General features: G+C 48.4%; 22 protein-coding genes and 1 pseudogene. 6 read left to right on the plus strand and 17 right to left on the minus strand.

Translation table 11 applies throughout. From position 1 onward, the window contains the following. Positions 1-524 precede the first annotated feature (524 nt). The gene (locus IEY46_RS20345; protein WP_188994454.1) at positions 525-1,694 is read right to left on the minus strand and encodes an MFS transporter; all 1,170 of its coding nucleotides are present in this window, start codon (positions 1,692-1,694) and stop codon (positions 525-527) included. A gap of 126 nt (positions 1,695-1,820) precedes the next feature. Further along, positions 1,821-2,252, minus strand: coding sequence for an Rrf2 family transcriptional regulator (locus IEY46_RS20350; RefSeq protein WP_188996053.1), 432 nt, complete (start codon positions 2,250-2,252; stop codon positions 1,821-1,823). A gap of 140 nt (positions 2,253-2,392) precedes the next feature. On the opposite strand from IEY46_RS20350, the gene IEY46_RS36445 reads away from it, so the two are divergent. From IEY46_RS36445 to IEY46_RS36465, 5 genes and pseudogenes are all read left to right on the plus strand, one after another. After that, positions 2,393-2,686 (plus strand): hypothetical protein, encoded by a 294-nt coding sequence (locus IEY46_RS36445; RefSeq protein WP_229750427.1) that lies wholly within the window; start codon positions 2,393-2,395, stop codon positions 2,684-2,686. A gap of 340 nt (positions 2,687-3,026) precedes the next feature. Next, positions 3,027-3,956 carry an NAD(P)-dependent oxidoreductase gene (locus tag IEY46_RS20360; protein ID WP_188994458.1) on the plus strand — a complete coding sequence of 310 codons (930 nt, stop codon included), beginning with the start codon at positions 3,027-3,029 and terminating at the stop codon, positions 3,954-3,956. 107 nt (positions 3,957-4,063) lie between these two features. Beyond that, positions 4,064-4,885 (plus strand): annotated as a pseudogene (locus IEY46_RS36915) (transposase); the annotation flags it as partial. A gap of 263 nt (positions 4,886-5,148) precedes the next feature. Continuing rightward, the gene (locus IEY46_RS36460) at positions 5,149-5,280 is read left to right on the plus strand and encodes a MerR family DNA-binding transcriptional regulator (protein ID WP_229750429.1); all 132 of its coding nucleotides are present in this window, start codon (positions 5,149-5,151) and stop codon (positions 5,278-5,280) included. A gap of 12 nt (positions 5,281-5,292) precedes the next feature. Next, the gene (locus IEY46_RS36465; protein WP_308422834.1) at positions 5,293-5,568 is read left to right on the plus strand and encodes a MerR family DNA-binding protein; all 276 of its coding nucleotides are present in this window, start codon (positions 5,293-5,295) and stop codon (positions 5,566-5,568) included. Between the two features lie 62 nt (positions 5,569-5,630). Here the strand turns inward: IEY46_RS36465 and IEY46_RS36800 are convergent, their stop codons facing one another. From IEY46_RS36800 to IEY46_RS20405, 7 genes are all read right to left on the minus strand, one after another. Then, positions 5,631-5,753 carry an imine reductase family protein gene (locus IEY46_RS36800; protein ID WP_268239532.1) on the minus strand — a complete coding sequence of 41 codons (123 nt, stop codon included), beginning with the start codon at positions 5,751-5,753 and terminating at the stop codon, positions 5,631-5,633. Between the two features lie 293 nt (positions 5,754-6,046). Further along, positions 6,047-6,352, minus strand: a complete 306-nt coding sequence (locus IEY46_RS20380; RefSeq protein ID WP_188994462.1) for a hypothetical protein — start codon at positions 6,350-6,352, stop codon at positions 6,047-6,049. Positions 6,353-6,731: 379 nt separating this feature from the next. Next, positions 6,732-7,037 (minus strand): hypothetical protein, encoded by a 306-nt coding sequence (locus IEY46_RS20385; protein WP_229750431.1) that lies wholly within the window; start codon positions 7,035-7,037, stop codon positions 6,732-6,734. Positions 7,038-7,040: 3 nt separating this feature from the next. Continuing rightward, the gene (locus tag IEY46_RS20390; protein ID WP_188994466.1) at positions 7,041-7,553 is read right to left on the minus strand and encodes a TreTu family toxin; all 513 of its coding nucleotides are present in this window, start codon (positions 7,551-7,553) and stop codon (positions 7,041-7,043) included. Then, positions 7,505-8,152: an RHS repeat-associated core domain-containing protein gene (locus IEY46_RS20395; protein WP_188994468.1), complete on the minus strand. Its 648-nt coding sequence runs from the start codon at positions 8,150-8,152 to the stop codon at positions 7,505-7,507. The genes IEY46_RS20390 and IEY46_RS20395 overlap by 49 nt, the downstream gene beginning before the upstream one ends. After that, positions 8,152-8,466: a hypothetical protein gene (locus IEY46_RS20400; protein ID WP_188994470.1), complete on the minus strand. Its 315-nt coding sequence runs from the start codon at positions 8,464-8,466 to the stop codon at positions 8,152-8,154. The genes IEY46_RS20395 and IEY46_RS20400 overlap by 1 nt, the downstream gene beginning before the upstream one ends. A gap of 219 nt (positions 8,467-8,685) precedes the next feature. After that, on the minus strand, positions 8,686-9,648 hold the full coding sequence (locus tag IEY46_RS20405) for a helix-turn-helix transcriptional regulator (RefSeq protein WP_188994472.1): 963 nt from the start codon (positions 9,646-9,648) through the stop codon (positions 8,686-8,688). Positions 9,649-9,800: 152 nt separating this feature from the next. Here IEY46_RS20405 and IEY46_RS20410 point away from each other — a divergent pair, with 152 nt between their 5' ends. Beyond that, positions 9,801-10,982: an epoxide hydrolase family protein gene (locus tag IEY46_RS20410; RefSeq protein ID WP_188994474.1), complete on the plus strand. Its 1,182-nt coding sequence runs from the start codon at positions 9,801-9,803 to the stop codon at positions 10,980-10,982. Positions 10,983-11,236: 254 nt separating this feature from the next. Here IEY46_RS20410 and IEY46_RS20415 read toward each other — a convergent pair whose 3' ends face one another. From IEY46_RS20415 to IEY46_RS20450, 8 genes are all read right to left on the minus strand, one after another. Next, a complete protein-coding gene (locus tag IEY46_RS20415) occupies positions 11,237-13,531 on the minus strand; it encodes an NHL repeat-containing protein (RefSeq protein WP_188994476.1) in 2,295 nt (764 codons plus the stop codon). A 45-nt stretch (positions 13,532-13,576) separates the two neighbouring features. After that, the gene (locus IEY46_RS20420; protein WP_229750433.1) at positions 13,577-14,770 is read right to left on the minus strand and encodes a hypothetical protein; all 1,194 of its coding nucleotides are present in this window, start codon (positions 14,768-14,770) and stop codon (positions 13,577-13,579) included. Then, a complete protein-coding gene (locus IEY46_RS20425) occupies positions 14,767-15,519 on the minus strand; it encodes an SDR family NAD(P)-dependent oxidoreductase (RefSeq protein WP_188994478.1) in 753 nt (250 codons plus the stop codon). The genes IEY46_RS20420 and IEY46_RS20425 overlap by 4 nt, the downstream gene beginning before the upstream one ends. 55 nt (positions 15,520-15,574) lie before the next feature. Next, complete coding sequence (locus IEY46_RS20430; protein ID WP_188994480.1) at positions 15,575-17,866, minus strand: FAD-dependent oxidoreductase; 2,292 nt, start codon at positions 17,864-17,866, stop codon at positions 15,575-15,577. Further along, positions 17,863-19,431: an extracellular solute-binding protein gene (locus tag IEY46_RS20435; RefSeq protein WP_188994490.1), complete on the minus strand. Its 1,569-nt coding sequence runs from the start codon at positions 19,429-19,431 to the stop codon at positions 17,863-17,865. Before IEY46_RS20435 ends, IEY46_RS20430 begins: the two co-directional genes overlap by 4 nt. 33 nt (positions 19,432-19,464) lie before the next feature. Next, complete coding sequence (locus IEY46_RS20440; RefSeq protein WP_188994492.1) at positions 19,465-20,334, minus strand: carbohydrate ABC transporter permease; 870 nt, start codon at positions 20,332-20,334, stop codon at positions 19,465-19,467. Continuing rightward, positions 20,328-21,287 (minus strand): ABC transporter permease, encoded by a 960-nt coding sequence (locus tag IEY46_RS20445; RefSeq protein WP_188996057.1) that lies wholly within the window; start codon positions 21,285-21,287, stop codon positions 20,328-20,330. Before IEY46_RS20445 ends, IEY46_RS20440 begins: the two co-directional genes overlap by 7 nt. A gap of 1,315 nt (positions 21,288-22,602) precedes the next feature. Next, entirely contained in the window at positions 22,603-23,586 is a 984-nt protein-coding gene (locus IEY46_RS20450) for an FAD-dependent oxidoreductase (RefSeq protein WP_188994494.1), read from the minus strand. Position 23,587: the final 1 nt, after the last annotated feature.

The following is a 23,587-nucleotide window of genomic DNA, read 5'->3' on the forward strand; positions in this document are numbered from 1 at the left end:
CGAGCAGCAGCGGGAAAAACCAACTTATAATAGCTTCTTCCCTTAATATACAAGTGAGTAATATCCTCTTTATGTAAATTTTCCTGCGCTAAACTGCCCGTTCGTATTATGAGATCAACCAGTTCTTTCTGGTTGATCCTTTTTTCATTTGCAAAGAGGATTAAGGTAGCCTGGTCGAACATAACTGCCCGTGGGACCCGATCCCGAGCGCTATAATGTTCCCCCCTACTTGTCATGACCATGATTGAGGCTGGTTGGGACGCATGATCCCGTATAACAAGCGATGCTATGGAGCGACAATAAGATCCTTAGGGGCTACAGGTAAATCTAAACTTACAGGGAGAGATGATATGAATCCAGTTATCGGTCTAGATATTTCTAAAGAAGAAAGCCATGGACAAGCCTTTTTAGAGCGCGGAAAGCCATTCAAAGGGACATTCCACTTCGATGGGTATGTACGGTGACCCCAACTTGGGGGAATCTTTTTTCTTAACTTGAATCGACATGAGGATACTCCTGCAATTTCACTGTTTACGTAAATGGGATGATTCAGGTGTTTGTTTAACTAAGTGAACACTCAACCAAAAGAAGAGGAGTGCAATCACCACAAATCCTCCACCTATAAACCCAAGGCTGGTCACTGATCCAAAGTTCAATACTATTCCGCCGAACAGTGATCCCAATCCACTTCCCAAGTAAATAAATGAACTATGCAAAGAAAGAACTACATCAGAGTCTTCTCTAGATATTTCAATCAATCTGTGTTGTTGTGCAGGATTAAATGTAAAACCACTGAACCCCCACAACGCCATGGCTAAAATCCCAAGACCAATCCCTTGGATAAAGGATAGGGTTGTAACTGCAACAAATAGCAACGAAAGGGAAAACGGAATTGTTCGTATTGGACCAAAACGATCAGATGAGTAACCCCCCCAAGTTACTCCCAGAAAGCTAGCAATTCCAGAGATAAAGAGCACCAAGGTGATGGTCTGTTCAGTTGCTCCAACCTTTCCAAAAATATCAGTGACATACGTATAGACAATATAAATACCAATGGACCATGTTAAAGTAACCAGTAGAGAAGACAATATGGAAGGATGCTTCAAGAATAAGAGACGTTCCTTTACGGATACAGCCCGTTCCGTGACAGTAACCGTTGGGAAATAAAGACGAATTAAGATAGCTGCTACTAAAGATACAATCCCTACAATCCAAAATGTCCATCTCCAACTAGAAAGTGAAGCAATCCACACCCCAACTGGAACTCCAAGAACAAGAGCGATGGTAAGTCCGCCAATTACAATAGATAACGCTCGACCACGCATCTCAGGTTTTACCAATTTTGCTGCTATGTTGGTGGCTGCAGGAGCAAATATTCCTGCAGCCAAAGCAGTTATAACCCGAAATACCATTTGAATCCAATAATTCGAGACAACCCCACATAAAATGTTTCCGATAGCAAATAAGAATAAAGACCAAAAAAGTAATTTTCTTCTTTCTATTGATGCTGTCATTGTTGTTAAAACAGGTGAACCAATCGCATAAGCAATTGCAAAAACGGTCACAAGTTGTCCTGCAACAGATAAAGAAATATTGAAATCCTTAGCCATCGCTGGAAGCAAGCCTGCGATCATAAAACCTTCCATACCGATGGCAAATGTACCAATCGCCAATAAAAAAATACGATAATTCATAAATACAACTCCCTTTTATTGATCTAAATGCAACTTAATTAGTTTCATTTGAAAGCAAAAAAAATATCGCTTTCTTATAAAGAGAACTGATTCGGTTCTATTTGTGTATAAAAAAAAAGAGCATTGTTATTTAGAGATCGTCTCATCCAACAAATCAGAAACCGTTGTTCGTCTCAATTGTTGTTTCATGGTACTTTCAGTGTTGCTATAAATATGATTTAGTGCAGGTTGTATACTTTTTCCAATTTGGCAATTAGGGTTCGGTGGACTATGATGTAGCTCAAACAGTGGTTTTTCCACAATTGCTTCGTATACATCTAACAGCGTGATCTCCTCTGGATCCTTTGCAAGTTTCCACCCTGCACCTTTCCCCCCCTGCTGGACGATGACCAGATTGGCTTTCGCAAGCATTCTTAAAATACGCCGGATAAAGACTGGGCTAGTATTGACACTGATAGCAATTCGATCCGATATCACAAATTCATCTCTCTCTTTTGTCATCAAAGCAATAAACGTTAAACTGTGAAGAGCAATCGTATACCGACTCACCACGGTCATCAACTATCTCCCCCTTAAATAAAACCAATTTAGTTCTATTTACATTTGATGTCAAGCAAAAAAGTCGATATGGGTGTTTTTGCCCAACGCCTCTAAAAAGTAGAATAAGAAATTCCCCTCCTGGACGAGTCAAGCGTCTCGTGGAGTGGATGCTGCGTTATTTGTATCTGGAATCGGCATTGCCGGCTGATCGTCTGTTTACCTTCTTCCAAGAGCAGATTCTTACTGTATCTGCTCGGCTTGGCTTGATCGGGGATTTTTCTGCGATGACCGTCGCAGGCGATGGGACAGCACTTGTCACATCGGCGTATCCCCGAAGCAAACCGACTTGCAATTGTCGTGCCCTTGGCAAAGCGGAATGCAGCCCGTTTGTTCAGTGCCGATATATGAATACCCTCATGTTCCTTTATTTCACTAAGTGTACGTATTTCTGAGTGATATAAAGGTGTATCAATCCCATAATCTGTATTTTTGCGAATAGATTGAGAAAATGTGGTGATGATGTCTAAGAGAATATCACCGATCTGTCGTTCTGATGTTTTATTTTCAGTTTTCATGAACTGAGTGTATAGCATCTAAACACATTGGTCAATGCCTTAGTTTGGCAGAATGACATCTGAAGTTGGATCAGTTTATGGTGTTTTTGCTCAACACTCTAGAAAGGAGGAAAATAGTGGCCTAGATCATTTTTACATCATAAATATGTTTTTGACATTGACACTAGTGTCATAGTTTACAATTCATTTGTAAACATTTTTTGGAGGGATGATTGTCATGAAAAACATAAAAATAAACCAAGCAGAAGGTATTAGTGAACGTGATAAAGAACGCACCTCTGTAACCGTTCTAGGATTAGGTCCAATGGGACAATCAATAGCTAGAACATTTTTAAAAAATGGTCATCCTACGACTGTATGGAATCGTACAGCGGAGAAAGCAAAGAATCTTGTTAAACAAGGTGCGGTACTGGCAGGTAGCATCACTGATGCAGTTCAGGCTAGTCCACTTATAGTCATTTGTGTATTGGATTATGATGCTGTGCATGCAATCCTCAAACCAGTAGAAGATGATTTAAATGGACGGACACTTGTGAATCTTACAGCTGATTCACCAAAACGAGCACGTGAGACCGCCATTTGGGCCTCTGAACACGGGATCGACTATCTTGATGGGGCGATTATGATTCCAAGCCTAGGCAATCCTTCTGCACTTATTTTATACAGCGGAACAGAAGAAGCTTTCAAGACCTATCATACAACACTAGCTAGTTTGGGAGGAACTGCTGATTACCTTGGTTCTGATCCTGGAAGAGCTGCCGCATATGATGTTTCTCTGCTTGACTTGTTCTGGACATCTATGATCGGATATATTCACGCACTTGCTGTTGCTAAAACGGAAAACATAGCAGCAAAGGATATAGTAGGCTATGCTCAACGTATGGTGAATATATTTCCAGGTGTACCGGAAATTATGTCTCTGATTGCAGATGAGGTTGATACTGGACATTATCCTGGCGATGAATCCAACATTATCTCTGCAAAAGTAGGGATAGACCACATTATCCATACTGCCCAATCTAATGGAATCGATGTAAGTGTATTAAGTTCGACACGGGCTATTGCTCAAAAGGCAATCGATGATGGCCAAGGTACCGATGGTTTTACTCGCCTTGTCGAGGTACTTCTCCATTCGAAGAACCATTAACCTGAATTTCGAAAGTACAACTCTATGAAAACGTGAAAAGGGCTCCAAATCTTTGGTAGAATGGTGTTTGCCCGAACAACATCACCCAAAGAGAGGAGCACTTTTAGGTGAAGTCTACCACATCCATCAGCAAAATCAAGTCCGAATTTTCTTTGAAAAACGCTACGAGCTTCGGAGGCATCAAAATCTTTCTGGCCTTTCTCGAAAAAATCAAGCTTGCCCAAGCGATGCGCAGCCTCTCCGGCGGCAAAGCGCACAACTCGGTTTTCCCTGTTCATAGTATATTACTCTACTTCATCGTCGGCTGGATGCTCGGCTGCGAGCGGATTTTCCATTTTCGTAACCTGCAACATGACGCGTTACTCCGTCGCTTCCTGGGAGGCCGCTGTCCGCATCGCAGTCTGTTGTACAAGGAACTGATAAGACTGGGGCGGTTGTGTCCTACTCTTTCGATCGAACTACGGGACCTCAATCTAGAGATCATTCGCCCTTGTTTGCCCTCTGATCTCATTCTTGATCTGGTTCCACCGTGGAGACCGTTTATGGCGATCAGGCTGGCGCAACCAAGGGCACCAATCCGCACAAGCCCGGACGTAAAAGCTATCATCCACTTCTGGCCTTTGAAGGCCAAATCCGCCTGAATTTGAATGCGGTCCTCCGGCCGGGCAACACGCATTTTTCTACGGACGCCGCTGACTTCGTGCAGCAAACCTTCAAGCTTCTCGGCGAGCGCAAGGTGAAGTTTGCCCGGTTCGATAAAGGCTTTGGTGGCGAAGAATTCTATAGCCTCTAGGGAAAACAAGTGAATCGGCGGCAAGCTCAAATGGACGAAGCGGCTCGCCAAAGAAGTTCAAGCCTGCCGATATTGGACGCGTTATGTGGATGAAGACTGGATCATCGAAGGGATTACTCTCATCTACAAAGGGTCACCTCACGAAACGGAAAAAATCGTACGCTAAGCATACATTGCATGAAAAAACCGGACCCTTTACTCTGCAAGGGAATCCGGTTTTTGTAATAACAAGCGAAGTTCAACTAACGTACCCGTTTGCTCAATGATTGATAACAAAAAGGAGAATGAAATCAAGGGACAACCTTTCAATTGCATAAAAATGTCTTGCCAGCGTTTAAGAAAGGGGATGATACCAATATAATGGGATTTGTGTAACACATCTATGAAAGGAGTAATCCGATGAAAATAAGCCAACTTTTGAAAGCAACCGGTGCCAGCGCCCGATCGATCAGATATTACGAAAAGAAAAATCTGCTCGCTGCAAGGCGATTAGATAATGATTATCGAGAATTCGACGAGGCCGACATCTAGCGAATCAACACAATCCAGATTTATTTGGAGCTTGGGATGTCGACAAACGAAATTCTTGAAATCTTGAAGTGCCATGATGAGTACGACTCATATGCCGATAGCGATGGTTACTGTGAGGAAATGCTCGAAACCTATGAGGAAAAACGCAAAGAAATAATCCAACAAATTCAAACGCTGACTTCCGTTCAGCATCGGTTGGACCAACGCATTAAACAGATGAGAGTCCGGCAATCGCTAATGAGTACGGTAAGCGGTTCTGCCGGGCCAACAAGCAAATCAACATTCTAGCGGAAAAGCCCGTTCCATCTTTGGATCGGGCTTTTCCGCTTTTTGCCTTGGGCTTAACCCTGTTACTTTCGAATAACTTCAGTTAGAGAGGCATACCCGTCCGTACCGTGGCCGGCGTCGATCGCTCGTTTGGCGATATCGTTTGCTGCAATCAGTACGCTGGTATCGATGCCATGCGCCTTCATCTGAGCTCGTCCCCCCATTCCTTATTAATCATACGATTTTTTGGTATTAGTTATTGAATCTGAGCAATTGAGGGGGAAACACATATTTTCCACTTATCACTTGGATGACAAGGGTATCTTCAATAGGGTCAACAACCCGAATTTCTTTATGGCTCATTTTATTCATTTCGCAGAAATTGAAAATATCCTGGATTTCATCCAATTGGACTGGTGGTCCATATTCACCACTATTTTCGTATAAATAAATGTAGTACATTCCATTACGTTGTGCTTGGGAATCTTCAATCTCAAATTCATCGCTGTTGATTTTCATCTTCAGAAGAGGGAATATCATTTCTTACAATCATTCGGTACACAACAACATGATATATAATGCTTTCAAAAAAATTCAAAAAAAAAACCGCCTCTTCAAAGAAGAAACGGTCTACTTGTTTTGCTCTACTTATTATGAAAAACATCGCTGCATGAAGCTCGTGATTCGAGAGCCATTTTATCTCATGCAGATGAAAATGGTTCATTATTAAATCACTTTTTACAGTCAAACCGATTAATCTTGAATGATTACAGGCATTGAAGCGCCGTTTCCACAGCTTGGACATTTGTTGGTTCCATATCCATCAAAATGGAAGCACCACTTTTTGCCGCAAGACGTGCATTGATTAATCATAAGCGGCGATACATTGTCTGGATTTTGTTAACTGAATAAGAAATATAAGAAAGAAAAAACTCCTACGACTATGTGCCGTAGAGTTCATTAGTTTTTGAGCTTCCATGATGCAATCTAAGTCGTTCTTATGTCTCTCCATATATTTATATATCCGTTGTCATGGAGAGGAATCCGGGTCAATATGGACGTTCTGGGTGCCAACGTAATACTTTCTGAATATAAAATAAGCTAACTACCGTTTCAATCGCCTCGATAAAAAGAAGCCACATGGAGTTGTTACACTCGCATGTGGCTTAGGAAACAAGTTGCTATTATTTTTTGAAATTTGCAAAACTTGCAATATCTACTTTAAGGTCACAAAACAGCTCATCGATTTCCTTAAATTGCTCAGTTTTACTCACAATCGCCGTTTCACTTTCGATATCTAAAACGAAAAAATCATAAGTAAGATTCTGTAGTATTGAAATTGACGCCATGTATTCATCAGAAGACAAGGCATATTCAATCTTATTGTTGCCGTAAATTACTTCACTTTCAATAACAACAACTTGATCCAACTCAAGTAAATAGCTGTTAACAACATCCTTAATAATTTCAAATATTTTACTGTCCATCATTCTTCACCTTCGCCTTTTTGTATCCACATGTTTAATATTTGTACCAATTGGGGCTGGGAGGGTTATTCCCTTTTTTTCTGCTAACTTTAAATGTGTTTGGTTCTTAGATTTTACTAATGACCAACCTAAGTCCGCATCCTTTGTCATCAATAATGATGGATTAATATCGAATTCTACATAGTAGTCTCCTTTATCCGCTTGTTTCTCGTAACCTCCCTTGCCCTTTGTTAGAACGTTTGTTCTCGGTATTTCTCCTGTTTTTAGAAAGCTGTTATATTCTGACTTAGACATCCATTGTCCTACTCTAGTAGTATCAACCGCACTTTTTGCAACAGTTGTCGTAACTTTTGTTGGTGTCGATGTAAGAGGTCCAGTTACTATCAATACTGTTCCTCCAGAATCAATCCAATGTTGTAACGATAAAGGTTTTTCAGGTGCAAAGGTTCCCTTTACCGTATCAAAAGTGCCTAGTGTCGCCCAGTTACCAATAGTATACCAGTTAGGGTTACTTTCCATGGCACTTGCTCTGCTTTCAGCTGCATTCCAATATTTTCAGCTGCATCATCAACCCACAAGTAATACCATTTGTTCCCCGTTGGGTCGGTTCTAATCAACGGGTTGTTCCCGACATACGTATAAAGATTCAACGTCAAAGGATTATTAATCTCCCCTTTATAGGTATCCTCCCCTATAAACCGCCCGATACTGGGATCATACCATCTCGCTCGCAAATATTGGAGTCCTGTTGAGGCATCCTGCATCTCGCCGGAATATTTGAAGGGCTGCGCAACCGTTTCCTTCTGCTCAGCTATATTACCAAAAATATCATAACTGTAACTAATCCCTATGACCATCCCAGTTAGACCGACCAGGTTGACGACATCGCCATGACCGTTCTGCACATAATAAGCCTTGTTCCTATCATCTTCGCGAGCGATCAGGCCCTGGCCGCGAATGTAACGGGCTTTCAACGTTGCCACTCCCCCGGAGACAGTTGCTTCGGCCACTACCTGATCCCCGTCCCCATAATATCGGGTTGTCTGCCCGCTCTCTGTTCGCTCCCATAGCAGTCCATCCCCGTTGTATCGGTAAGTTACACTTCCGCTTGGTAGCACTACACTGGCCAACCGGTTCCGAGGTCGAACTTGTTTTTGAAATAACGTTTAAACAGGTCCGCAGGCGATACTTTACGAGGTGATGCACCTCCGGATGACTGGGATTCGCCAGAGAAGCTGCGTTTGTTTTTGTTCTTGGCCTGCCACAAGGGAGTCCTGCATTCCTGGTACTCATCTTTCTCCGGATCGCTGTTTTTGTAGAGACGAACAAGGCTTTTGCAGAAAAGATTGTTTTTTCGGCGCGTGGGTTTGCCGTGTTTGTTAAAGTAATCCCCATGCTCCATCGGCACGATGCTGCCTTCTTCTTCTTTCATGAGCTGGCCGCCGCAGCAAGGACACTTCCACCCCTGAAATGTGGTCCTCTTACTCAATCGCTCCTTTCCATTGTAAATTTCGCGTTTCGTATACGTTCGATCGACCCATGAAACGGCCGGCTCGAAAACATATCCGAGTTTCGCAGTATCCCGTGCAATGATATACACTTCGATTTTCTTTGGTGTGCTCTCCATCTTTCCCGATTCATCTAACTTGCCTCATTTAACGGATGTATTTACTGTCTCTATATAGTTGGCAGCTATCTTTTCCGCCAGGCTTCGGATCTTGTCCGCCACAACTGCGGGCTCAAGTACACGAACATCCGGCCCGTAGCCGAGCAGGCTGTCATACATCCAATGATTGTCCTGATAGCTGGTTCTGACCAGCAAAGACCCGTCCTCCTGAATCTCGATATTCTCCGGGGCAAAGGTTTCCTCCACCCGTACTCTTAACCGTGAGCGAAAAAGCAGCACGAGCTGAACAATAGCTCCCGTCTCCTTATTTCCCCAGCGGGCGTCCAGTTCTTCCATGCGAACACCGCGATTAGCGAAATGCTCCAAATGAATACGCAAGCCGCTTATCCTGGAGAGGCGGAATGTCCGGTAATCGCTGCGAAGCCTGCAGTATGCGTACAAGTACCAGGCATATCCTTTCCAGGCCAGCCCGATCGGCTCGGTCTCCCGCTGTTCGCCGATCCCTTCCCTATTTGTATATTGAAAGGATACGACAGACCGGTTCCTGGATGCTTGACGAAGCAGAGCCAGAATGGACTTGTCCTTAAGTCCGCCTCCATGCCACAGGTTCAAATCGAAAATCAGCGTTTCACCGGCCTCATCCAGCTGCTTTTGCTCGGATCTGGCCACCAAGGCCCGGATTTTGGTCAACAAGCCATCCATCTCCTGATCATCCAGTGATGCCTGTACACCTTTAAGCGCAGTCAAAATCGATTGCAAATCGTCCAGCGTGACAATTTGCCGGTCGATGCGGAACTGCTCCATAATTTCATAGCCGCCGTCGTTGCCGGTATAGGAAACAATAGGAATGCCGGCTGTATTGATAGTATCCAGATCGCGGTAAATCGTCCGGATGGATACCTCAAATTTATCCGCCAATGCTTGGGCGTTAACACGACGCTGGGATAATAGAATCATAGTAATGCCAAGTAACCGCTGTACCTTCAAGGTTCGTCTCTCCTTCCTTGATCCCTCATAATACTCCTGGTTTAGAAAATAATCGTTATTCTAATTCCTTAAATCTCCCTGACAAATAGCTGTCAGGGACGGGGTCCTATAATAAGGATATAAGTTAACCACATTTGAGGAGGAAATAAAGCATGAACGCAAATCATACGATCACAACCAGCCCAAACACAATCCAAACGTTTCGGATCAACACGCCGCAAGCCCATCTGGACGACCTGAACAAGCGTTTAATGATGACAAGATGGCCTGACGAAATTCCGGGATCCGGGTGGAATTATGGCGCGCCTCTGAGTTTTGTGAAGGAAATGGCTGAATACTGGAGAACGTCGTTTGATTGGCGCAAGCAGGAAGAACGCCTGAACGAACTCCCTCAATGTACGACTACCATTGATGGAACCAATATTCACTTCTTCCATATACAATCCCCTGAACCGGATGCCATGCCGCTGATGCTCATTCACGGGTGGCCTGGATCACCTGTAGAGTTTCTCGATCTTATCGGACCGCTTACGGATCCAACCTCTTACGGCGGCGATGCGGCAGACTCCTTTCATTTAGTCATTCCGTCCATTCCCGGCTTTGGCTTATCCGGTCCGACGACAGAGGTGGGATGGACTTCCGCCCGTGCGGCCAAAGCTTTAGCAGAACTGATGACCCTGTTAGGCTATGAACGTTATGGCGTGCAAGGCGGCGATATGGGCGCAATGATCGCACCTGAGCTCGGCCGCATCGCGGCACCCCGTGTGGTGGGCGTGCATGTCAACGCAGCAACGATGGGCTTCGTTCCTTTTGGCCGGGTGGAAGATGAGGTGTTCGCAAAATTAACGGAGGCGGAGAAGGTCCGGCTCGCCCGATTGGGACATTTTATGCAAGAAAGATTCGGTTTCAATCATATTCAATCGACAAGACCTCAGACGCTGGCCTACGGACTTCATGATTCCCCGGTCGGATTGCTCGCCTGGACATGCGAAATGTTCTATGGTTTCGGAGACGCTGTGGAGGCTGTGGACCGGGACCGTTTCTTAACCAATCTTATGTTGTACTGGATCACCGGAACCGCAAATTCCTCCGCCCGGATGTATTATGAAGGAGCACATGATCCTTCTGCCTGGTCTCCCAAAGCGCCATCCCCAACCCCTGTTGGCGTAGCCGTATTCCAGCGGTCCGATGTAGCGATCCGCCACTATGCCGAGCAGAACAACAACATTGTACACTGGAATGAATTTGAGAGAGGTACTCATTTTGCAGCCATTGATGCGCCGGATTTAATGATTGCAGATATCCGGACGTTCTTCCGGAGGATACAGCAGTAGGGACAGCCAATTTTGGATATTCATCTTAATAAGCTTCACTGAAGAATTATTTCACATTATACTACATTCAGGTCTCTTCATCATGAATAGTTTTTTTGAAGCGATGGACGTTAATTTGTTCAATATCGAATCTCTTAACGATAACAACTCATAAAAAAAGAACGCTCCCGGATTATGGTCCGGGCTACGTTCTCTACATACGAATACCAATTATTATTGAAACACTTAAGCTCAAATATTGAACATTCCGCCGCTTAGCTCCAGTCGGTCACAACGTTCCTGTAACGGATCACGCAGCCATAACGCTCCGCGGAAGCGACACAAAGCAGATCGTTTTCCGTAGAATAAGCCAGACACGCAATATGATGGATACTCGCCCATTCGGAATCGATATGAACGAGCCGGCTGTTGTCCTTGATGACTCTTGGGCGGCCCAAATCAACAAATCCCCGTTGCGGTGAAAAATAAAACACATGCCCCGCATCCCGCTCATCCCCGTATATTCCTACGATATCATTCCTGAACGAAATGAAATCGCGCAGTCCGCCAGCGGAATACAAGCGTCCGAAGCTGGTCGTGCTTGACAGATCTGCAGAGATCAGGAAGAATAAACCGTCACGCGTACCTGCTGCCACGGAACCGTCTCCCATAACGATGCCGCCCGTCACGACCGCCTGAAAAGCTCTGCCTCTGATGGACGGAGCGGCAATCTCTAATGGATCTGATTTCATATGCGCAGTATCGTAAACGATCAGCCGGTCATTCTCTCCCGACAATAATAGAAGCGCCTCGTCCAGAGGAATAACATGCGCATCTGTTGCCGCGAGGCGGACCCCTTGCAGCAAGCTGACGCTTCCGTCAGCGATGCGAATGACTGCAAGCCTGCCATCCGCATCGCTGATTACAAGCGCGGCTTCATCCTGCCGGCACACAATCCGGTCCCAGGTTTGCTCCATCGGCAGCCGGATGATCTTATCAATCGAAGCATGGTTCAGGTCCGCCACAAGCAGGCTGTTGTCCGATGTCAGAATCGCAGTCCCGCCTGGATGCAGCTGGATGCAGGATCGGGGACAGCCTTGGCCGTATAACACAACCGGCTGATCCCAATGATCGCTGAAATCATCGCCTGCGAGCAGATAGACTGCATCTGTTCCGCTTATACATTGAATGGTTCCTTCCGACAAACTCATATGCTTCACAGAGGAATTCTTCCATCCGATATGCCGATGCAGCGGTAGCGTGCGGATCTTCCCGGCTTCCATATGCATAAAATATTGACTATTCTCATTCATATGCATATTTGGCTCGACTGCAGGATCGGGCTTCGAGTCCAGAGCTGCGGGATTCTCCGGCTGCAGCTCCCATTCACTCCCGGACTCCTGAATTTGCGCAAGCTTGCCGACATCCACAGCCAGAATATAAGGCGAATATTCCCCGCACACATCCACAATATGAAGCCAGCCATCATCGTCAAACAACATCTCGCATACATAATGCGATTGCTTTCCGTCAGGAGCGATCAGCCCCAGATTTTCAGGCTCCCCTCCGCCGAGAATATCCCATCTGGCCAGCCGCATAATATCATTGCCGTGGAAGGTTTCCAAGCCATAGTAAAGAACAAAATTATCGTCCGCAGCGAAGCCTCCCACCGCGTATCCGACAACAGGGTTCCTGGGCTGCTCCGGTCGGAGATGGATGTAACCGTGCCGGATAACTTCCAGTGTCTCCGGATGAAGCTCAATCAGCTCGCCATCCACATTGTCGGTCAGGAACAGCGTCCCCCGCGGGGACTTCAGTCCGTATATGAACTGCCTCCGGTATTTTGTCCCATGCGGCGACTCGAAATAGATCTTCAAGTCCTCAATCTCATCCTTAACCGGGTCCAGTCTCCAAAGGCTGCCCGTATACGATCCGCCGTATATCCTTCCAGCATCATCCTTGATGAGCCGGCAGCTGGAGAACTCCGATACTTTCCCGTAATCCTTCACTTCGTTCGTACGCAGATCCAGCCGGTAGAAGTGGCCCCTCATATAGCCCAGAAAATAATAATAATCCGGGTTATCTCCGAGCACGCCTCCATAGAGGCTTTCCCTTGGAACAGGAATTCCTCTTATATTCACATCATTAGTATCGGGATCGGCAATGATTACGATCGAACCTGGAAATCCTTCCCACGGATGCTCGTAATGCTGCTCATACAGCCATCGCTTATGGCCCGGCGCCGGAGCCGTGTTGTGGGTGGTCATAATCAGCTTGCCATCCGGCAAAAAGTCAATGCTCGTATGGATTTTACTGGGCGGCATCTCCGCCGGAGAGACGATCCATACCTTTTCCAGGTCAAAAATCAATCTGGTGCCGCCCGTCTTGGGGTAATATTCATACAACAGCGCCGACAACGGCTGTTCATCTTCACCGCAAATACTGAGATAGAAACGCCCGTCCGGCGCCCGTACGAAATCCCATACGGAGTTATGGCCTTTGTCGTTTGCCAGCTTGATGAATCGGGTGTGCTCAGCTGGTATACCCTTCAACAGTTCACGATTATTCATTTCCTTGCCTCCAAAGATTTCGCTTTTGGGTCCATCCGTCCTGTTCTATTCATAATCAATGGCAAGCTCCGGTGTCTCTATCTTCCCGCCGCCGCGGTGCAAGGACTCGATGATAAAGTGGATCATCCCCGTAGTCAGCAAGGTCCGTTCCGGCGGGAACGGCGGTGTCCGGGTAATGATAAAATCCTCAATCAAGCGGGTCAACCGTTCAAAATGTCCGAAAGGCCGTTCATTATCGCTGTCACAGCGCGCTGCGATCATCTGATTGTCCCCGAACCGGAAAGCGAACCCCCACTGTTCAACGAGGCTCTGAAACTGGATCACAAACCCTCGCAGCCCGTCCTTATACTCGATTATGAACAGGATCGGCGACGGTTCAGCCTCTCGCGGATGCCCGCCTATAAGTCCGGGATAAGCGGTCAAGGCTTTCAGCAGCAGATCCTCCGGCCACAGCCCGCGGTCCAAGGCACGCCACACTTCTGCGCCTTGCAGAACATCGATTGCATTCACTCCACTCTCGCCGCCCGCCCGGCGTTCGGCAAGCGACTGCAGCACTTCGAGCGCATGAAATCCATAGGCTTCAATTAAGTTCGAGAAACTGACCACCACGATTTCCTTCACACTGAGCAGGCTTGCTGGTTCGAAATGGGGCACGGGATCGGCATGAGGAATAGAAGAGCCGCCCATGAACGGGATATCCCGTTTCTTCAACTGATCGAACATCCACAAGGCATCCTCCATGTTCCAGGACAGATGCTTATCCGAGAAAACGGGGACATTCAAGCCGAACTCATCAAGGGCCGTCAGCGTTTCCTCCAGCATTCTCAGACGAGGATACAGAGTCTGTCCTTTCTCATTATCCGGGTACACCCCATGCTCTGCGATAATGATAACGCCGTCGACATGAACGCCGCAGCGGCGCATTCCTACCGCATCCCGGATGGTCAGGCAAATCGGGATATCCAAACGCGCCGCTGCCTCCCTGCTCATATCGTTAGCTGGCACCTGGTCCGTATAAATAGACACCACTTCAACCCGGGGGAAATAAGAATGGTCGCTGAGCAGTCGTCCCAGGATCATATCCGCATGCGAATTAAAACGGTATTCGGTTACAATGACCGCCACTTTTTTCGCCGTTTGGGAGTTGTGCTGCTGCTTCCTCACTAGCATGATATCCTCCATGTTATCCTGCCTGGCGTTCTCTCCGGCTTCCTCGCGGGTGTATCCCTGCTGGTTCATATATGGAATCCCCCGTCTACCGAATATGTAGAGCCGGTTACATAGGAGGAAGCATCCGACAGCAGGAAAGCGGCCACTTCATTAATTTCGTCGGCTCTACCGCTGCGTCCCAGCCAGGTACAGTCCATAATAGCCCGGCTTGGATGCTCGGTCTGCCTGGCCAGCACTTCATCCGGCTTGAAGTCACCTGGAACAAGAACATTGGCGCGGATGCCGTATTGTGCATAGTCGGCTGCCAGAACGCGGGTGAACTGGTTGATTCCCGCCTTGGCGGCCCCGTAGGCCAGGCATTCTTTCTGCACGACCTGGCCTAAGACCGATGAGGTATTTACAATGGAACCCCCGCCTGCCGCAACAAGCAGAGGCAGCGCGTATTTGCACAACAGAAAGGTGCTGGTAAGCGTGCCGCGGATCGTATCCTCCCATTCCGGCAAAGACAGCGATAAAGCGGGCTTCCACACATTTGTATATACATTATGATAGGTTCCGTCCAACCGCCCGTATCTGGAATGAACCGCAGCCGCGACCGCTATGACCTGCTCTTCGCTGCACATATCGGCCTGCATGAACATGAACCTGTCCCGGCTGTATTGATCTGCCAGCAGGCCGATATCCGGACAGTTGTCCAGTGCGATGCGGTCGCATGCGAATACAACAGCTCCCCGATCCAGAAACATCCGGATTGCCGAGCGGCCAAGCGTGCCCAGGCCGCCCGTTATCAGCAATACCTTGCCTTGCAGCGAACTCATGGCATCCCCTTCCTTCTCTTAAAGCCCGAACCACTCCTCGTGAAATCTTCCTGGTTCATGGTGAATAACACCGGACTTCATAAATAGCTGCCGAATGATCGCCGTTTGTGGCAAGTACGGTGATCCGCAACCGGTCTGAAGTAACGGGCTGCTCCGCAGTGACATGCCGCTGGCGCTGGTAATTGCCGGTTATCGTTCCGATAACAAGCCATCCGCCGTCAACATAAGCTTCCACTATGACGTCCATCGGACACTGCGGATCGCGGTAAAGCGCCGGACAGGAACGATAATCCCGCAGCAGATGGCCCGGGAAGGTCAGCTCAACCCGGCCAATCACAACCGGCTGCTCCCATGAGAGCTCCAGCCATTGGGGCAAAGGTTCCGATGGGTCGGAACGCCACAGGTTGGCCGACCGGTAGGGACGGGTCACACCGCTGAGCACCTGGCCCGCCCCATAACAAGCTTGCCTTGGAGTTACCCGGAAGCTTAGCATCACTCCCGTGCCGAAACGCCTCATCTGACCATTGCCCTGATCGCTTGCACTGACATGACCGGGTTCTATCGTATCGGATCTGCGCCAATGAATATGAGGCTGTTCCAGCAGATCAAGCCGCATGTATTTCCCCTGCAGCGCCGACACATCCAGGTCAAGCTGCCATTCCACCCATCGCTCCGCTCCTGCCTCAACAGAAAGTGCTGCCGCTGCCAGGGCCGTTCCCGGCTCTGTCCGGTAATCCCAGATATGGTCTACCGCATACAGCCGCGCCTCAACGGATTGAACGCTATCCGTCCCGTTCCCAAGAAACACGGATAACCGGTCGATCCTGCCGCTTCCGACAGCAATCCACTGTGCCCTTCTTTGCGTAAGCGCATCCTTGTCGGACGGCTCCTCTGCGGGGGCCGCTCCGGAGAGCTGCGCTTCGCTGCTCGCGCGGACTATGGCCGAACGGGCCATATCGCCCGGGTCTTCATTTATCGTATTCGGGAGAAAACATCCGTCCCGAAGCAGCATCTGCTGCACGTTCCGGATAGACTGCTCTGGAATAGACCCGATCGGCACACCTTCCCGGACGGCCGCCGCCGCCGCCGTGCCCGCCGCCTGCCCCATCAGCGCAGTCGTTCCCATAACGCGGGTCGTCCCCAGCGCAGCGTGTGTCACGCTGACATTGCGCCCGGCCATCATCAGGTTGTTCTTGTCTTTGGCGATCAGAATCCGCAGCGGAATACCATACGGCCCAACGTAGCTTTTTGCCGTGTAAGGGCTGTAATGCCCTTCGAATGCAGACCGCTCGCTGAACGCAGCCAGCAGTCCTCCCGGTTCATGCAGATCAACGAACCATCCCCCGTACGCGATCTCGTCGGCAAACACCTTGCGCTCCAGAGGGTCGTGTTCGGTCATCAGATACTGACCGGCGATCCTCCTGCTCTCCCGCTTCCCGGGCACCTGCCCCATCCAATCTAGTGCATAGTTGGCCGCGTAATCCTTCAGCTCCGGGTCCCTGTTCTTGATCCAATCCCATATGCCCAAAACATGCCGGGACAATTCATGGCGCAGCCGCTCGTTATCGTAGATGGTATGCCAGGGCACCGATAGTTCGATCCACCAATACCCGCCCCGCAGCTCGCCAGGCCACCGGCCCTGCTTGTAGAAGAAATCGGGATTGTCGTACGTAACGGCCCAGGGAGGTGCAGTGAATGGTACTGGACGCCCCATATCCTTTGCTTTGAAATGGATGGAGCTGCCCATAACCGCTTGACTGGCCTCCACCGGGGCATGCGGTTCACCGAATTCGCTGCGTCCTTCCGTACCCATACGCCACTCGCATCCTGCGAAAGCCGCCACTATCCCGTCACCGGTACAATCAATAAACGTATCCGCCCGCAGCGTCAATTCCGTCTCGGCATGCTGCACACGCCCAATTACCGACTCTACCGTTCGCTCATCCTTCATCCGGACACCCGTAAGGGCCGTATTCAGATGAAAGGTCAGGTTTGGCGTCGCCATTGCCATATCGTATTGCACCATATCCCAGATGCTGTTTATCCAACCGTTGTCATATGTCGGCTCCTCATGGTTGCGGGCGCGTTCCTCAATCAGCAGCTCAGAGATAATGCCCGTCTCCCGCGCATAAGCATGGAAGCTTGCAGCCCCCTGCGGAGGTACGCGTATCTCCGATGAACTGTTCCCGCCGAACACCGGACGGTCCTGGACGAGGCATACCTGCGCTCCATGTCGTGCCGCGGAGACGGCGGCGCATAAGCCCGCCAGTCCACCGCCGCATACAACAATGTCGTACTGCTCTTCCCTTTCGCGAACATCCGCCCCCGTATGAATTCCGGGACTCATATGATATATCCTAACGCTTTGAGCTCCGCTTCCGCTTTCTGCGTGCGTTCCGGCAGGTAGAAGGTCGAGTTAAGCTTCTCGACATATTGATCGAATTCGGCCAGCGGCCGCCGGCTGTACATAAATTTAATCAGTTCCTCATACTCGTAACGTTCATCCGCGATTACCTGGTCGGGCAGTGAAACGAATGAGCTGTACACCTTAATGCGGGGCAGATTCAGCGCAAAATCAATTTCCTTCTCCTGATCGGCGAATTTCACTTTCAAATATTCCATCTCATTGCGGCCGGTCAGCTGCACCTGCCAGGCATAGCCCATCTCCGAAATCGCCGGCAGCACCTTGACTTTGCCGTCTGCCATTTCGTAATGTTTTCCTTCAATGCCATAGTTGACGAGCATCTGGCCTTTGTCCGGATCGGTAATGTAGTTGAGATATTCAAGTACTTTATCCAGCTTCTCCGGTTCCTTCTCCAACGCCTTGGACAATACGATCATCGAAGGATTGCTGCCGACATCCCAAATGCTGTAGTATTTGCCACCCGGACCTGTCAATGCGTCAAGCTGCACCCACTCCGCATTCGGATTGATATCCGTATAGGTTTTGACGGCTGCCGCTGTCGAGATCCCCGACCAGTTAATGGGGATGACGCCCGCTTGCCCTTTGAACGCTTTGTCGAGGGGGTTCTGGTTCGTCACAATTTCCGGATCGACCGCTCCTGCTTTCACCAGATCGGCGATGAAGGCGAGCGCATCCTTCGTAACGGGGGCCGTTGTGGAATAAACGACTTTATTGTCCTGTATCATCCAGTGACCGGGAGGGGCTACGCCGAATGCCGAGAAGATGCCATAGAATGCCGGAATATCCGCCCCAGTCAACCCATAGGTGTCCTTCTTCTTATTCCCGTCGGGATCGTCGTTGGTGAAAGCGATAAGTACCTTCTTGAAATCCTCAATTGTCTTCGGCGGTTCCAGCTTGAGATTCTTCAACCAGTCCGCGCGGATCCAGTAGGATTCCATCGGGATGCTGGGCCGTTTGGCCAAGGCCACCAGCTTTCCGCCGAATTTACCTTTATTCAGATCGGTTTCCGTATAAGCCGCTTTAATATTCGGCAGCTTGTCGAGATATTTTTCCAGATCAAGCAGCAGGTCCTGCTCCACGAAGGTTTTCAGCGTATCCTTCGTCACTCCGAACACGTCCGGAGGCGTACCCCCGGCAATCTTGGCGGTGAGCACCTGATTGTATTCCGTCGTACTGATGTTAAAGTCCATGTCCATGTTCAGATCTTTGTTCAGCTGCTGCAGAATCGGGTCTTCCTCCTGGGGAGGATTACCGCCGCTGCCCGGAATCAGCACGCTGAATTTGACCGGGTCCTTCGGTTTATCCTTGTCCTGATTCCCCTGTCTTTCCTGATTCCCCTTATCGTCCTGATTGTCCGCATTTGATGTTGGCGACTTCGTTGCTGCCGGATTGATGTTTTCTCCCCCGTTTTTTGTCCCCGAACAACCCGAGAGCACTGTAACCATGCACATAAGCAGAACCGTTGCTGCCATCGTCCATTTCTTCATAAGAATGACCGCCTCTCTTCTTCTGGTTATATGTCAACCCTTGACCGATCCAAGCAGTACGCCTTTGGTAAAGTACTGCTGGATAAAAGGATAAACAATGATGATCGGCAATGCTGTCAGAACAACTGCAGCCATCTGCAGGGATACGGTCGGCAGCGTCTCTTCCACATTAATTTCACCGGTATTCTGCGTGGACTTTAATATCGTCTGCAGAATCACTTGCAGCGGATGAAGCTTACGGTCGCTAATGTAGATGATCGCAGCAAAAAATTCATTCCAATGCCCGACCGCATAGAACAGTCCGACTGTCGCCATGATCGGCATGGACAAGGGCAGCACAATCCGCAGCATGATGCTTGTTTCTCCCGCGCCGTCAATGCGGGCTGCTTCGTCAAGACTTTCCGGCAAGTTCTCATAAAACGCTTTCATGACAAGAAGATTAAATGATCCGATTGCGCTGGGGATAATCATTGCCCATACCGAATCCAGCAACCCTGTCGCCTTGACGATCAGGTAAGTCGGGATCATGCCGCCGCCGAACAGCGTTGTGAACACGATCAGCAGCAGGAAAAAATTCCGTCCGGGCAAATATTTCTTGGTCAGCGGGTAAGCCATCATCGATGTCAGCAGCAGATTGATGAACGTCCCGACAACGGTGATGAAGATGGTAACGGAATAAGCGTGCGGGATCATCCGATCACTTAGAAAAGCTTTGTACGCCGCAAATGTGATGTTTCTCGGGATAACCAGAAAACCGCCGTACTTCATCACTTCACTGTAAGGGGTAAGCGATACGCTGACGACATATAAGAGCGGGAAAACAACGACGACGCACAGCCCGATAAGAAACGCATAAACGAAGAACATATACGCTCTGTCTTTAAGGGCAACTGTCCCTACCATATGGAACCCTCCCAGCGTCTTGCCAGCTTGTTGGCGCCAACGACCAGGACGATGCCGATTAAGGTTTTGAACAACCCGACAGCCGTTGCCAGACTGAAGTTCATCTGTTCGAGACCAACACGGAACACCCAAGTATCGATAATATCAGCTACAGGATAGACATGTACGTTGTAGAAAATATAAATCTGTTCAAACCCTGCATCCAGGACGTGTCCAAGCCGGAGAACAAGCAGCAGCAGAATGACATTGCGGATGCCGGGAAGGGTAATATGCCAAATCATCCGCAGCCGCCCCGCCCCGTCGGAACGCGCCGCTTCGTACAGCGTCGGATCGATCCCAGTGATGGCCGCCAAATAAATGATCGCGCTCCAACCTACGTTCTGCCAGATTCCGGACGACACGAGAAGGCTGCGGAACCAGTCCGTCGAGGTCAGGAATGGAATCGCTTCTCCTGTGAACGACTTAATCCACTGGTTGATCAATCCATCGGTCTGGGACAGCAGCGCGATCAACAATCCGTAAATAATGACTGTCGATAAGAAATGCGGCAAGTAGCTAATCGTTTGAACGACACGTTTGAACGCCTTATTCCGCACTTCATTGAGCATAATGGCGAGAATGATGCCTGGCGGCATACCCCAGACCAGTTTATACAAACTGATAAGCAGTGTATTTCGCATGATTGGGAGAAAATACGGCGAATCGTAGAACGCTTTGAAATATTTGTACCAAGGGTCCGCCCACGGGCTGCCAGTTATTCCTTTGAGGAAATTGTAATCTTTGAAGGCGATAATGACGCCATACATCGGTCCGTATACATAGATCCCGTAATAGACCAGTCCCGGTATGAGCATCAGGTAGAGCGCACGGTATTTCCATACCTTTTTCCACAGCTTGTTTCTTGGGCGCGATCCGGGGCCGGATAACGTCCCGATGACTGAAGATGATTGCATCTTGACCATGCTTTCCCCCCACTTGAATTCATCTGCTGACAAGATTAATTATAGCGGGAAGACAATGCCGGAAAATATACAGCTCCGCCATGAAATTGTCAGTTTTTTCAATGTTTTATGCCGATAGGGGGAAGCCGCCCATGGCAGAGCGGCCTCGTACATCGTCATGTACCTATCCAGATAATAGCTTTCTCCCCATGCGAGCCGACCGCCCAGCGCGATTCCGAGATTCTCGGCCGAAATTTAACGCCTGATCCAAGGCAAGATGGCGGTCGATGCTCGTATCCTGTGCGTGAACCGACTAAGACAGCGGCACCGTTCCCTCGGCGACCGCAAGTGCAACCACAAGCTTGATAAGATGATTCCCGCTCATAGCATTCTCATCCCTCCCAGTTGTGGCACCCTACTCGATGCGACAGTATTTTCGAGCGGTTGTTGGTCACCATTATATCCAACGATCAAAAAATCCTATATGGACAATATTTAAACAATAGACGAATTTTGATGGGCTGAAGCTGCTGCACGCGAATAAGCCCCGTTCGTGCCGCGATTGCGAACATGGACGAGGCTCAAACGATGGTGCTACTGTAAGGAGGTAAGTGTGGCTTTTGAATTCACTCTCTAACCAACAACACACAGCACTCCACATGAGTGGGCTGCGTAATTCAAGCAACTGTGAACAGGCGCAACTTTATCGATGTTAGGAACACCAATAAAGTTGCGCCAACCTGGTTTTTGGCTCTTTTAATTGCCTCTCCAGCTCCTGAAATGGGGAAATTTCCGGTCGTGTAAAGTACAGATAATGCATCCGGAAGCATACTCTTGGATCCACCGGCGGGCGTCCGCCGTCTCTGTATAGCGGGGCAATCTTTTCGAGTACAGGAGTCACTTGGTTGGTATAGCTTTCTCCAGCCTGTAACTCAGAAATAGCTATCACAGGAGCCATTGTATCTGCTATACCTAGCTGCATCCCTGGCGCTTGTGTTTGTTGAAGTCAGCTAAAGCCTTGATTTATAACAATGTCATTAACTTAAGTATTCAGTCAAATATAATTGCCCCTTATCTATATTTCTAAGGGGGCAGTTGCTGCTTAACAATATATCCTTGTAAGTCTTGTAGGTATATTGTTGTCTCCTTTGCGGCTCATTCAGCCAATCATAGCATAGGCCTCTAGCTGTTGTTGGTAGTCATGGGAGGCATGCTGGCTCCCGCAATTCGAGTGATGTAAAACCTGCGTATCTAGCTGCTGGCGGCTGTGCACCTGCTTCAGATCATGCAGCTCTGTATATTGGGAAAATGAGTTTATGAAATTGACTTACATACAACGAATTTGAACAACTCGTGCATGATCAAGACCATTCGTCTCAATAACATCCAGACGAAGCTTAGATATTTGCTCCAATTGAACTTTAAACACCAATTGACGGGAATAATTATCTTGAACATTCGCTACTGAGGTCCAATTCGGCTGTTCGTCTCTCTTTACCGACAGGATAAATGACTTCAATACTTCCGGCTGCGGACCCCAAATGACCTTCCTATGCGACCGATCTTCATGTGTCAGCATCAAAGGGCGATGCAACCCTGAATCAAGGATTAATGTGATACGTTGCAGGGTGATTGGCTGCTTCCAACTCAATTCTAACCAAGGTGAGCTATCCCCCGGCTCAGACATCCACCGATGCATACCCGGTTCAGTAAGCTCAGGGCGAACACCTCCCTTGCCATGTATTGTGCGAGTATGTTGGTCGACAGTTAATAGGGCTTGACCCATATTCTGCTCTGAGGAAGCCGTTATGCTGGCTTCCTCAGCCAGATTATAATCCTCAAGTAACCTACCCGGTAAGTATGCCCCTTGCCTCAATAGCTGTTGTTGTGCTTTTCTAACGATAGCTGGATCTCTCCAAGCTTGCTGTAAAGACATGTTACTTGAAATAGTCGTTGCCGCGAATTTACCTAGACCTTCTCCCATCAAGGAACAGGTCGCCATTACCCTGGTACTGGAGAATGCTATATGTGTTGCCGATATATTCCGACCAGCGAACATCAAATTATCGATATTAACACTTATTAAAGATCGCAAGGGAATACCATAAATATAGGGCGAGTAAGGTTGAATACAAGGGTCGGAATCTTTTTCGTAAATCCCAAGAGGCGGATGAGTGTCCATCGGCCACCCGCCATAAGCGATTACATCATCGAAATCAACAGATTGCTCTAGATCGTTCTGAGTCAGCACATGCTGACCAATAAATCGCCGTGATTCTCGTTTACCAGGAAAGAAGCCAAACCAATCCAAC

The sequence above is a fragment of the Paenibacillus nasutitermitis genome, assembly GCF_014641075.1.
In the GTDB taxonomy this organism is placed as follows: domain Bacteria; phylum Bacillota; class Bacilli; order Paenibacillales; family Paenibacillaceae; genus Paenibacillus_Z; species Paenibacillus_Z nasutitermitis.